The organism is Paracoccus sp. 08, from assembly GCF_024105395.1.
Lineage (GTDB): Bacteria > Pseudomonadota > Alphaproteobacteria > Rhodobacterales > Rhodobacteraceae > Paracoccus > Paracoccus marcusii.
The window spans coordinates 1-12,342 of the sequence record NZ_WEKR01000011.1 but is presented as its reverse complement, the minus strand read 5'-3'; the positions used below and the strand labels follow the sequence as shown (position 1 = coordinate 12,342).

At 67.0% G+C, this 12,342-nt stretch carries 10 protein-coding genes, 1 tRNA gene, 1 pseudogene and 1 riboswitch; of the genes and pseudogenes, 6 read left to right on the top strand and 6 right to left on the bottom strand.

Annotated elements, in window-relative coordinates; genetic code table 11:
* Positions 1 to 46 precede the first annotated feature (46 nt).
* The 4 genes from GBO37_RS05685 (at position 47) to GBO37_RS05670 (ending at position 3,793) form a co-directional block, all read left to right on the top strand.
* Positions 47 to 1,102: a DNA topoisomerase IB gene (locus tag GBO37_RS05685; protein WP_252927747.1), complete on the top strand. Its 1,056-nt coding sequence runs from the start codon at positions 47 to 49 to the stop codon at positions 1,100 to 1,102.
* A complete protein-coding gene (locus GBO37_RS05680; RefSeq protein ID WP_045982321.1) occupies positions 1,099 to 1,428 on the top strand; it encodes a DUF779 domain-containing protein in 330 nt (109 codons plus the stop codon). Before GBO37_RS05685 ends, GBO37_RS05680 begins: the two co-directional genes overlap by 4 nt.
* 69 nt (positions 1,429 to 1,497) lie before the next feature.
* Positions 1,498 to 2,415, top strand: coding sequence for an N-acetyl-gamma-glutamyl-phosphate reductase (gene argC / locus GBO37_RS05675; RefSeq protein ID WP_252927746.1), 918 nt, complete (start codon positions 1,498 to 1,500; stop codon positions 2,413 to 2,415).
* 148 nt (positions 2,416 to 2,563) lie between these two features.
* Positions 2,564 to 3,793 (top strand): calcium-binding protein, encoded by a 1,230-nt coding sequence (locus GBO37_RS05670; protein WP_252927745.1) that lies wholly within the window; start codon positions 2,564 to 2,566, stop codon positions 3,791 to 3,793.
* Between the two features lie 16 nt (positions 3,794 to 3,809).
* Here GBO37_RS05670 and GBO37_RS05665 read toward each other — a convergent pair.
* From GBO37_RS05665 to gcvT, 6 genes are all read right to left on the bottom strand, one after another.
* Positions 3,810 to 3,885: transfer RNA gene (locus tag GBO37_RS05665), tRNA-Ala, on the bottom strand.
* Between the two features lie 60 nt (positions 3,886 to 3,945).
* Positions 3,946 to 5,823 carry a pyrroloquinoline quinone-dependent dehydrogenase gene (locus GBO37_RS05660; protein WP_252927743.1) on the bottom strand — a complete coding sequence of 626 codons (1,878 nt, stop codon included), beginning with the start codon at positions 5,821 to 5,823 and terminating at the stop codon, positions 3,946 to 3,948.
* Positions 5,824 to 5,828: 5 nt separating this feature from the next.
* Entirely contained in the window at positions 5,829 to 6,188 is a 360-nt protein-coding gene (locus tag GBO37_RS05655; RefSeq protein ID WP_139599172.1) for a hypothetical protein, read from the bottom strand.
* A 133-nt stretch (positions 6,189 to 6,321) separates the two neighbouring features.
* Positions 6,322 to 9,156 (bottom strand): aminomethyl-transferring glycine dehydrogenase, encoded by a 2,835-nt coding sequence (gene gcvP / locus GBO37_RS05650; protein ID WP_252927740.1) that lies wholly within the window; start codon positions 9,154 to 9,156, stop codon positions 6,322 to 6,324.
* Positions 9,157 to 9,253: 97 nt separating this feature from the next.
* On the bottom strand, positions 9,254 to 9,613 hold the full coding sequence (gene gcvH / locus GBO37_RS05645) for a glycine cleavage system protein GcvH (RefSeq protein ID WP_084693814.1): 360 nt from the start codon (positions 9,611 to 9,613) through the stop codon (positions 9,254 to 9,256).
* An 11-nt stretch (positions 9,614 to 9,624) separates the two neighbouring features.
* Entirely contained in the window at positions 9,625 to 10,740 is a 1,116-nt protein-coding gene (gene gcvT / locus GBO37_RS05640) for a glycine cleavage system aminomethyltransferase GcvT (RefSeq protein WP_252927739.1), read from the bottom strand.
* Positions 10,741 to 10,898: 158 nt separating this feature from the next.
* Positions 10,899 to 10,988: riboswitch (glycine riboswitch) on the bottom strand.
* A 147-nt stretch (positions 10,989 to 11,135) separates the two neighbouring features.
* Between gcvT and GBO37_RS05635 the strand changes: the two genes are divergently transcribed.
* Positions 11,136 to 11,876 (top strand): hypothetical protein, encoded by a 741-nt coding sequence (locus GBO37_RS05635; protein ID WP_252927737.1) that lies wholly within the window; start codon positions 11,136 to 11,138, stop codon positions 11,874 to 11,876.
* A 217-nt stretch (positions 11,877 to 12,093) separates the two neighbouring features.
* Positions 12,094 to 12,321, top strand: a pseudogene (locus GBO37_RS05630) (TOBE domain-containing protein); the annotation flags it as partial.
* Between the last annotated feature and the right edge of the window lie 21 nt (positions 12,322 to 12,342).

Here is a 12,342-nt window from a genome sequence, read left to right as displayed (position 1 = left end):
CACCGATCCTGCGGCGTTGGGCCACACGCCACCTGCGGAGCGCGCCATGCCCAAGGACAGTATCATCGACCCCGAGGACGCCGCGATCAGCGCGGGCCTGACCTATGTGAACGACGACATGCCGGGCATCACGCGCCAGCGGTCGGGCAAGGGGTTTTCGTACAAGGGACCGGACGGGCGCACCATCACCGACAAGGCGGAACGCAAGCGGCTGGCGTCGCTGGCCATTCCGCCCGCCTATGTCGACGTCTGGATCTGCCCCGATCCGCGCGGCCACATCCAGGCGACCGGACGCGACGCCAAGGGCCGCAAGCAGTACCGGTATCACCCCGAATTCCGCGAGCTGCGCGACAGCAGCAAGTATGACCGCATGCTGGATTTCGCGCGCGGCCTGCCGCAGCTGCGCGCGCAGGTCGATGCCGACATGTCGCGCCGCGGCCTGCCGGTGGAAAAGGTGCTGGCGACCATCGTGTTCCTGCTGGAGAACACCATGATCCGCGTGGGCAACACCCGCTATGCGCGCGAGAACAAGTCGCACGGGCTGACCACGCTGCGGATGCGGCATGTCACGCTGGACGGCAATCAGGTCCGCTTCAAGTTCAAGGGCAAGTCGGGCAAGGAATGGAACCTAGGCCTGCGCGACCGCCGCATTGCCCGCATCATCCGTGCCGTGCAGGAGATCCCCGGCCAGCACCTGTTCCAGTATGTCGATGACGACGGAACCCGCCGCCAGGTCACCTCGACCGAGGTGAACGACTATCTGCGCCAGATCACCGGGCGGCAGGTCACCGCCAAGGATTTCCGAACCTGGACCGGCACGGTCCTGGCCGCCCTGGCATTGGCCGAATACGAGAAGGCCGACAGCGAAGCAGCCGCCAAGCGCAACGTGCGCGACGCCATCGAATCGGTTGCCGCGCGGCTTGGCAACACGCCCACCATCTGCCGCCAGTGCTATGTGCACCCCCAGATCATCGACGCCTATCTGGCCGACGAGTTGCGGTTGGAGCTGGCCGACACGATCGACGACACCCTGACCCAGACCGACCTGCGCCCCGAAGAGACGCAGGTCCTGCGGTTCCTCAAGAAGAGGCTGAATACATGAGCACCGTCACCGCCACCCCCGCCGCGCTGGAACTGATCGCCGAGATCGTGGCCGATCACGGCCCGGTCCTGTTCCACCAGTCAGGCGGCTGCTGCGACGGTTCGTCGCCGATGTGCTATCCCCAAGGCGATTTCCGCGTGGGCGAACGCGACGTGCAGCTGGGAGAGATCGGCGGCGCGCCCTTCTACATCTCGGCCAGCCAGGCCGAGGCCTGGGCCCATACCGACCTGATCATCGACGTGGTGCCGGGGCGGGGCGGCATGTTCAGTCTGGACAACGGTCGCGAGAAGCGGTTCCTGACCCGGTCAGAGATGTGCAGCATCTAGCGCCAAGCAGCGTTGTGACCAAGGCCGCGCTGCGCTAGACACGGGCGACACCTGCGAAAGGCTTGCCCCATGACCCACAGCGTCTTCATCGATGGCGAGGCCGGCACCACCGGCCTGCAGATCCGCGACCGCCTGCTGGGACGCTACGACATCCGCCTGGTTCAGCTGGACCCCGCGATGCGCAAGGACCCGCAGGCCCGCGCCGACTGCTTTGCGCAGGCCGATGTCGCGATCCTGTGCCTGCCGGATGCCGCCGCGCGCGAGGCCGTGACCCTGACGGCCGACATGGACGTGCGCCTGATCGACGCCTCGACCGCGCACCGGATCGATCCGGACTGGGTCTTCGGCTTTCCCGAACTGGCCCCCGAAATGCGCGAGCGCATCGCCGCCGCGCGGCTGGTCAGCAATCCGGGCTGCTATTCGACCGGCGCGATCGCCATCGTGGCCCCGCTGGTCGCCGCCGGCCTGATCGACGAGACCGAGGCGCTGTCGATCAACGCCATCAGCGGCTATACCGGCGGCGGCAAGGCAATGGTCGCGGATTTCGAGGCGGGCACCGCGCCCGTGCATTTCATCTATGGCCTGGACCAGCGCCACAAGCACATCCCCGAGATCATGACCCATGGCGGCCTGCTGCTGCAGCCGGTCTTCGCGCCTTCGGTCGGGAACTTTGCCCAAGGCATGGCGGTCCAGCTGCAGCTGCAGCTGGATGACGACCGCAGCGTCGCGGCCCTGCACCAGGCGCTGGCCGATCATTACGCGAACGAGGCCTTCGTGCAGGTCGTGCCCGCCGACCAGATCGGCGCCCGCATCGACCCGACTGCGCTGAACGGCAGCAACGTACTGCGCATCAGCGTGCATGGCGACGATGAGACCGGATGCGCCACGATCGTCGCGGTGCTGGACAACCTGGGCAAGGGCGCATCGGGCGCCGCGGTCCAGAACATGAACATCATGCTGGGCCTGCCCGAGGGCACCAGCCTCTGACGCGCTACGCCATTCTTGCCGAAACGTTAATGACGTTGCGCTATAGGTTTTGACGCCTATCGTGCGACGTCGTTAATGAATGCCATTCTGTCCCCGCACATGAACGGGACAGAGCCGATTTTCATGGTTATTTTGCAAGGGGTTAACGATGGCGCGCGTGCAGGCGTATTCCGGTTTCGACATCACGAACTTTGATCTCAGCGTGTTGTATTACGATGCGTTCAATGCCGAATTCTTTGACAATCTTTATTTCAATTATGACGGACAGCAGTTCGAGGATGTCCTGCTGGTGGATTATTACAGCGGCGGCTACGATTTTGCGACGATTTTCGGCGGCAGCGGCTTTCGTGTGACGGGTGGGAACATCACTGGTGGAACCGTTACTCTGATCGGCGGGGCCGCCAATATCGGCGGAAATTACTACGATCAATGGCAGATCGACCAGCTGAGGGTGCCGCTGGCGGATATCTACAACGCGTCCATGACATTCTCGCGTGTCGATGATCAGCGGATCATCGAACGGATGCTGTCTGGCAACGACGTCTTCAGCCTAAGCTTCGAAGACGACCGGGCCTTCGGGATGGCGGGCGACGACACGCTGTACGGCGATGGCGGCAACGACATCCTTGGCGGCGGGATCGGCCATGACGCGCTGTATGGCGGCGCCGGCCTGGACCGGGTGCTGATGGATGCGGGCAATGACGTGATCGACGGCGGTTCGGGCGTCGATACGGTCGTCCTGCAGGGCGCCACGGGTGGCCGCATCGACCTGGCGGTGACCGGGCGGCAGGACACCCGCCATGGCCTGGACATCATCCGCGGAGTCGAGAATGCCGAAGGCGGCGCCGGTCATGACGTGCTGCTGGGCAACGCGCAGGGCAACCTGATGCGTGGCAACGCGGGCAATGATCGGCTGGAAGGGCGCGCGGGCAACGACACGCTGGAGGGCGGGTTCGGCAATGATCGTCTGCATGGCGGGCAGGACACGGATCGGCTGGCGGGCGGAGCGGGCAACGACACCCTGATCGGCGGACAGGGGGCGGATCTGCTGACCGGGGGCGTCGGGGCGGATACGTTCGTCTTCGGGTCGATGGCCGACAGCCAAGGCGCCCAGACCGACCTGATCCTTGATTTTCGGCGCGGCAGCGATCGGATCGACCTGTCCGGCATCGATGCGGACTGGCGGACCCCCGGAAACCAGGCGTTCCACATGACCGACAGCTTCGAGCCCGGGCAGGGTGCACAATTGATGGTGCAGTATGTCCCGCAGACCAACGTGACGCGTGTGATGATGGATGCGAACGGAGATGGCCGCGTGGACGGGATGATCCGCCTGTCAGGCCAGCTGTCGCTGACCGAGGCGGATTTCATTCTGTAGACGGATGATCCGGATATGGTGGAGCCGAGGGGAATCGAACCCCTGACCTCGTCATTGCGAACGACGCGCTCTACCAACTGAGCTACGACCCCAACGCTGTTTTGATCGCGTGGGCGGCGCGGTTTGTCAAGTGGGCCGCGCCGCCCTGTTCATCACTTGGGCAGGGTGAACGCGATCAGCTGATCGGCCACCTGCGGCTTGATGATGGAATTGCCACCGACGGCAAAGACCACGTATTGCTGGCCGTCATAATCATAGACCGCGGGGATCGACACGGCCGGGGCGTCGACCTGGGCCTTCCACAACACGTCGCCGGTGGCGGCGTCCAGCGCGCGGACCCGGGCGTCCATCGACGCGCCGATGAAGATCAGCCCGGACGCCGTCACGACCGGCCCGCCGATGGTGGGCGAACCCCAGCTTTCCGGCATGTAGAAGCCCCATTGCTGTGTCTGTCCGAAGGGACGCTCCCACAGCGTTTCACCCGATTTCAGGTCGATGGCGGACATCAGACCATAGGGCGGCTTCCAGCAGGGCATGCCGATCGGGTTCAGGAAGTTGGTCAGGCTGAAACCGTAGGGCGTGCCGGTCATCGGGAACAGGCCGCCCTCGGCCTCGCTGCCGCCGCTGGTCATGGTGTCGTAATCCTCGCGCTCGATCAGTTGATAGATCTGCGCCACGCGAGAGCTGTTGATATAAAGGATGCCGCTTTCCGGATCGACCGCCCCGCCGCCCCACTGAAAGCCGCCCGCGGTGGCCGGATAAGCCAGCGTCCCTTCCAGGCTGGGCGGGGTGTAACGGCCCTCATAGCGCAGCTCATCGAACTTGCGCGAGCAATAGCCGAAGGACGCGATGTCGGCCAAGCCGAACACGCCGCCCCAGTCATCGCCGATCGGCGATTTCGGCAGGGTCGGAATGGGCTGCGTCGGGGACGAGACCTCTCCCTCGACATCCGTCGCGGGGACGGGGGTGTCCTCGATCGGAAAGATCGGCTCTCCGGTCAAGCGATTCAGAACGAAGGCATAGCCCATCTTGGTCGGTTGGACCAAGGCGGGGGTGCTGCCCCCCTCACCGGGGATATCCACAAGGGTTGGTGCCGCAACGGTATCGTAATCCCAGATGTCGTGGTTCACCAACTGGCGCGACCACACGACCTCTCCGGTGTCGCCATTCACCGCGGTGACCGAGGTCGCCAGGGGGATCGGGTCGGTGCGCGTCCCGCCATAGAAATCCGCACTGGGGCTGGAGACGGGCAGGAAGGCCAGACCGTTCTCCTCGTCGACCGACATGGCGGTCCAGACGTTCGAGGTGCCGGTCACGCCGTCGTAATCCTCGGGGATCGAATGGAAGGTCCAGTCCAGTTCGCCGGTGCGCGCGTCGACGGCAAAGACCGACCCCAGGGGGTTCGCTGCGTCGTGCCAGTCCTTGCCCGCCCAACCCAGCAGCAGCTTGTCGCGAAAGACGGTGGGCGGCTGTAGCTGCGACAGCGGAAAGTTTGCGTCGGGCTTGTTCCATTGGTTCACGTCCAAGATGCCGCCCTCGCCGAAATCGGCGCACAGTTCCCCGGTATCGGCATCCACCGCATGCAGTTCGGCGTCCATCGTGCCGATATAGACCCGCCGCGCGCAGGGTCCGTCGCCCTCTCCCTCCCAATAGGTCACGCCGCGGTTCTTCAGTTCGGGCTGGGACAGGGGCTCCAGCGTGGTGTCGTCGGGCTCATACGTCCAGGCGATCTCTCCGGTGTCGGGATGAACGGCCAGGATGCGATAGAAGGGCGTGCCGACATACAGCAGGTCGTTGGCCAGAATCGGCGTCGCCGACCAGACCGTGCCCGGAATGTCGCCCGACCCGTCGGAGACATCTCCGGTGTGGATCTCCCATGCCATTTCAAGATCGCCGACGTTCTCGGGGGTGATCTGGGAAGAGGCGCTGTATTTTTGCGCCATGCTGTTTCCGTGGAAACCGGTCCATTCGGTCTGTTGCGCATGGGCGGCGGGGGCCAGCAGGATCAGGGCGGGAAGGATGCGGATCATGGCGGTTACCTCGCGACCAGGATGAAGATCAGCCACAGGGCCAGCGTCAGCGCGATGGCCAGCATCAGCCAGCCCTGCATCAGGAACCACGCGCAAATCAGCGTCAGCAGCCCCCCGATCAGGATCATCACCGCGACGAAGGTGCGGAACCGGCCCGGCGACAGACGCCCGACCAGCAGCGCGGCAATGCTCAGCGCGACCATGCCAAGGATGGCCAGCCCGGCGCCGGCGGTTCCGGTGATGCCCGATCCGCGCTGGAAAAAGGCCAGGACGGCCAAGACCAGGCCGATCACGGCAGGGACCGCCATCAGATTGGCGACCAGCTCCTCTCGGGCGCGGTGGGCGGGGGGCAGGGTGTCGGGCATCGGGACCTCTGGCATGGTGTCTGACCGGCGCGATCACGGGGCCGTGTCAGATCGTGACATGCAAGGGCAATGCCCGGGGCGGGGCAGGGTTCCCCCCAGGGCCCGGATTTCGGGCCCTGGGGGCTGGCATCGCCTATTCGGCAGCCTCGGCATAGGCTTCCAGCGGCGGGCAGGTGCAGATCAGGTTGCGGTCGCCATGGGCGTTGTCCACACGCCCGACCGGCGGCCAGTACTTGTCCACGCGGAACGCACCTGCCGGGAAACAGCCCTGTTCGCGCGAATAGGGGCGGTCCCAATCGCGGACCAGATCCTCGACCGTATGCGGCGCGTGGCGCAGCGGGCTTTGATCCGCGGCAATGCGACCCTCGGCCACGTCGGTGATCTCGTCGCGGATGGCCAGCAGCGCGGTGATGAAACGGTCGATCTCGGCCTTGGTCTCGCTCTCGGTCGGCTCGACCATCAGCGTGCCGCTGACCGGCCAGCTCATCGTGGGGGCGTGGAAACCGTTGTCGATCAGGCGCTTGGCGATGTCGTCCACCGTTACGCCATGTTCGGCAAAGGGCCGCGTGTCGATGATGCATTCATGCGCCACCCGGCCACGATTGCCCATGAATAGGATCGGATAGGCCCCGGCCAGCCGCGCCGCGATATAGTTCGCGTTCAGGATCGCCACGCGGGTGGCTTGGGTCAGGCCTTCGCCGCCCATCATCAGGCAATAGGCCCAGCTGATCAGCAGGATCGACGCCGATCCATAGGGCGCCGCACTGACCGCGCCTTCGCCGCCCTGCGGATTGCCGGGCAGGAAGGGCGCCAGATGCGACTTGACCCCGATCGGCCCCATGCCGGGGCCGCCGCCGCCATGCGGGATGGCAAAGGTCTTGTGCAGGTTCAGGTGGCTGACATCGCCGCCGATCTCTCCGGGTTTCACCAGGCCGACCAGCGCATTCATGTTTGCGCCGTCGATATAGACCTGACCGCCATGCTCATGCGTGATGTCGCAGACCTGCCGCACGGTGTCCTCGAAGACGCCATGGGTGCTGGGATAGGTGATCATCACCGCCGCCAGCCGGTCGCCTGCCTTGGCCGCCTTGTCGGCGAAGTCCTCCAGGTCGATGTCGCCGTTCGGGGCCGATTTCACCACCACGACCTGCATCCCGCACATCTGCGCCGATGCCGGGTTCGTACCATGCGCGGACACCGGGATCAGGCAGATGTCACGCTCCTCGCCCCGCGCCTTGTGATAGGCCTGGATGGTCAGCAGACCGGCATACTCCCCCTGCGCGCCGCTGTTCGGCTGCATGGAGAAGGCGTCGTAGCCGGTGATCACGCACAGCTTCTGGGTCAGGTCCGCGATCGCCTCATGATACCCCGCCGCCTGATCGGCAGGCGCAAAGGGATGCAGCGCACCGAATTCCGGCCAGGTGATCGGCATCATCTCGGCCGCGGCGTTCAGCTTCATGGTGCAGCTGCCAAGCGGGATCATCGCCCGGTCCAGCGCCAGGTCCCGGTCCGACAGACGGCGCATATAGCGCATCATCTCGGACTCGGCGCGGTTCATGTGGAAGACCGGATGGGTCAGGTACTCGCTCTCGCGCAGCAGCGCTTCGGGGATCGCGGGTGCGGTCGCCGCTGGTGCCGCATCGGTGATCCCGAACGCGTCCAGCAGGCGAACGATCACGCCCGCATCGGTCGTCTCGTCCACGCTGATGCCCACGCGGTCGCGGCCCACCTTGCGCAGGTTGATGCCGCGATGACGCGCGGCGGCCATGATGCCCTGCTGGCCCACGCCCACCTTGACGGTGATCGTGTCAAAGAACGCCTCCGGCGCGACCTCGGCCCCCGCAGCACGCAGGGCATCGGCCACCGTAACCGCGTGCAGATGCACCCGCTGCGCGATGGCACGCAGGCCCACCGGCCCGTGGAACACCGCATAGAATCCCGCCATCACCGCCAGCAGCGCCTGCGCGGTGCAGACGTTGCTGGTGGCCTTCTCGCGGCGGATATGCTGCTCGCGCGTCTGCAGCGACAGGCGCAGCGCCTGGTTGCCCGAACTGTCGATGCTGACGCCGACGATGCGCCCCGGCATCGCCCGCTTCAGCGCGTCGCGGCAGGACATGAAGGCCGCATGCGGCCCGCCATAGCCCATCGGCACGCCAAAGCGCTGCGACGATCCGACGGCGATGTCGGCGCCCATCGCGCCCGGCTCCTTCAGCACGCACAGCGCCAGAAGGTCGGTCGCGACGATGGCAAGCGCGCTCGCGGCATGCAGCGCCTCGATCTCGGGGGTCAGGTCGCGGACATGGCCATAGGTGCCGGGATACTGGAACACCGCGGCAAAGACCTGATCCGCCACCAGATCGTCAACCGAGCCCTTGATGATGCGAATGCCCAAAGGCGCCGCCCGCGTCTCGATCACTGCAATGGTCTGCGGGTGCAGGTCATGGGCGACAAAGAACGCGTCGGCCTTGGACTTCGACTGCCGCCGCGCCATGGCCATCGCCTCGGCCGCCGCGGTCGCCTCGTCCAGCAGCGATGCGTTCGCCACCGGCAGCCCGGTCAGATCCGCGACCATGGTCTGGAAGTTCAGCAGCGCCTCCAGCCGCCCCTGCGCGATCTCGGGCTGATAGGGGGTATAGGCCGTGTACCAGGCCGGGTTCTCCAGGATGTTGCGCTGGATCGCGGGGGGCGTGACGGTGCCGTAATAACCTTGGCCGATCAGGCTGGTCATCACCCGGTTCTTGTCCGCCACCTCACGCATGCGTGCCAGCAGCCCGGCCTCGGACAGCGCCGGCCAGTCCAGCGCATCCGACTGGCGGATCGCCGCGGGCACGGTCTGTTCGATCAGCTGGTCCAGGCTGTCGGCCCCGACCGCCTTCAGCATCTCGGCCATCTCGACCGGGGACGGGCCGATATGCCGGCGGTTCGCGAAATCGTCGGGGTTATAGTCGGTGGGCGTCCAGCGGCTCATCCTGGCCTCCTTGCCGGGCACGCGCGGCGGCGGCCCTTCTTCTTTGTTCAAATACCCTGGGGGTCCGGGGGTGAAACCCCCGGCCGGCGGTCGATCTTCAGTCGACCAGCGCCTTGTAGGCGGCCTCGTCCATGAACCCGTCCAACGCACCAGCATCCGTGGGCTTGATCCGGAAGAACCAGGCGGCCATCGGATCGCCGTTCACGTCGCCGGGGCTGTCCGACAGCGCCTCGTTCACCGCGGTGATCGTGCCCGCCACCGGGGCCGTGATGTCGGACGCGGCCTTGACGCTCTCGATCACCACGATCTCGTCGCCGGCGGACACCTCGCGCCCCTCCTCGGGCAGCTCGATGAACACCACGTCGCCCAGCTGTTCGCTGGCATGCTTGGTGATGCCCACGACGATCTCGTCGCCCTCGGCGCGCAGCCATTCGTGGTCTTCGGTGTATTTCAGCATGATCAGGTCCTTCAACGTTTATAGGATGGGGTGACGAAGGGCAGGGCGCAGACCGTCAGGGGCACGCGCTTGCCGCGCAGCTCCGCCTGGATCGTGGCGCCCTCGGGGATGTCGGCGGGAATGCGGGCCATGGCGATCGGGCCGCCCACAGACGGCCCGAAGCCGCCCGAACCGACCGTCCCGATGGGCGTCCCGTCATCGGCGAACAGCGCGACCCCCTCGCGGATCGGTGCGCGGCCCTCGGGGCGCAGCCCGCGGCGGGTGACGGCGGGCGATCCCAGTTCGGCCAGCACCGCGTCGGCGCCGGGAAACCCGCCCGCCCGCGCGCCACCGCTGCGACGCACCTTGGGGATCGACCAGCCAAGCGCCGCCTGCGCCGGCGTCACGCCCTGATCCATGTCATGCCCGTAAAGCGGCATTCCCGCCTCCAGCCGCAGGCTGTCGCGCGCCCCCAGACCGATGGGCGCCACCTCGGGCTCTGCCAGCAGCGCCCGCGCGAAATCCTCCAGCCGGGCCTCGGGCACCGAGATCTCGAACCCGTCCTCTCCGGTATAGCCCGACCGCGACACCCAAAGCGTCGCCCCATCCCAGTCCAGCGCGGTGCTGTCCATGAACCGCATCGCCGCGACCCCCGGCACCAGCCGGGCCAGCGCCGCCTCCGCCTGCGGCCCCTGCAGCGCCACCAGCCCGCGATCCGTCACCGGCGTCACCGTCACGCCCGCCAGACCGCGCAGATGCGCGATGTCCTGTTCCGCACAGGCCGCATTCACGACCAGCAGGTAATGATCGCCCCGGTTGGCGAACATCAGGTCATCCAGGACCCCGCCCGCATCGTTGGTGAACAGGCCGTAACGCTGCCGCCCGGGCGCCAGGCCCGCGACATCTGCGGGGACCAGCGTCTCCAGCGCCGCGGCGGCGGTGGCCATGTCGCCATCATCAGGGGTGACCAGCACCTGTCCCATGTGGCTGACGTCGAACAGCCCGGCCTGCGCGCGCGTGTGCAGATGTTCGGCCATCACCCCCATCGGGTACTGCACGGGCATGTCCCAGCCCGCAAAGGGCACCATGCGGGCACCCTGTTCGACATGAAGGTCGTAAAGACCGGTCCGGCGGCTCGTCTCGGCCATCTGGCCTCCTGCGTGTCTGCCGGGCAGCCGGCATCGGTTGGACGGGGAATGCCCCCGTGCGTCGATGCCCCCTCTGTCCGTGCCGGTGCCCCTGTCGGGACTTGGGCGCCTGAGATCGTTATCCCTTCGGCGGGCCTCTCGGCCACTCTCCAGAGTTCTTGGGGAAGACGGTCCTTTTGCCTGAGAGCTTGCCGGGGCGGCTTCTCCTTCGGCCCCGGCGCAGCGCCGGTGTCTCCCGAATTCCTGCCCTCGGTGCTAGCCGCCCCCTTGCGGCAAGGCAAGACCTTTGTCGCAGCCGTGCGTCAAAGCGGCGCTTTCCGCCCAAGGGCCGGGCAGACGTTGACAGGCCCCGCCCCCATGCGCATCGTCGCGGCTTGCCCCCGGACAGGTCGCCCATGCCGCCCAAGTTCTTCCAGATCGGCTTCAACAAATGCGGCACGACCTTCATCGCGCGTCTGTTCGACCTGAACCGCATCCCGGCTGCACACTGGCTGGAAGGCGCGCTGGCCGATGACATCGCTTATGCCAGGCTGACCGGTACCCGGCCGCTGGCGCGATGGGCGGACAGCGTCACGGCCTTCACCGACATGGAATCGGTGCGCTTCCTGAACATGCCGGTGATCGAGGGATTCCGCGACTTCGCCCTGGTGGATCGTCACTATCCCGGTTCGATCTTCCTGCTGAACACCCGCCGGGTCGAGGACTGGATCGCCAGCCGCTATCTGCACCGGGGCGGCGCCTATGCCCGCAGCATCGCGGCCAATCTGGGCGTTTCCCTGGGCGATCTGGGCGACATCTGGGCGCGGGACTGGGCTGACCACCTGTCCGCCGTGCGGGCGCATTTCGCGGGCCGTCCCACCTTCATCGACATCGACATCGACCAGGCCGCCCCCGAGGATTACCGCCGCGCCCTGTCGCCCTGGTACGACCTGCCGCATTTGCCCGCCCTGCCGGGTGCGGCAAAAGGGTACGGTCGACCGCCCGCCCCATGCGCAGGCGCTGTGCCTGGACATGGATCAGGGCCGCCTGCGCACGGCCGACGGGGCCGACCTGCCGCTGCATCGCGGGCCGGACGGGCGGTTCTATCTGGCCGCACAGCGCCCCGGCCTTCTGCGCGCGGCGGCGGTGGCCAATGACATCGCCGCGCTGAGCGATCGGGGGCGGTACTGGCTGGACATGCGCCCCGCGACCTTCGCGGGCAGCGGACCGGACGATCCCGCCGACGGACCGCTGATCGCCAGCCTGCGCCGCACGGGGGCGCGCAACGTGTTCCTGTGGCCCGCGCCCTGGCTGCACCGCATCGGCAATGACGGCTTTCCAGGCGCACCCGCGGTCGACGACCCCGCATGGCAGGACCGCGCCGGACAGGGCCCCGCCCCCACCGCCGAAAACGGCAGCGCCGCGCTGGCGCGGGTCACGCGGGCCCGCTATCTGGGTCGTGAATCGCTGGTCGAGTTCGCGACCGATGCGGGCGGCATCGCGCTGAACGCGACGGTGCCGGGGGTGTTCCTGCCGCCTGCGGGGACGCCGATGTGGCTGATGCTGCGCCGCGACCGGGTCTTCGTCTTTCCGCGCCGCTAGTCCTGGCCCGTGGCGCGGCGG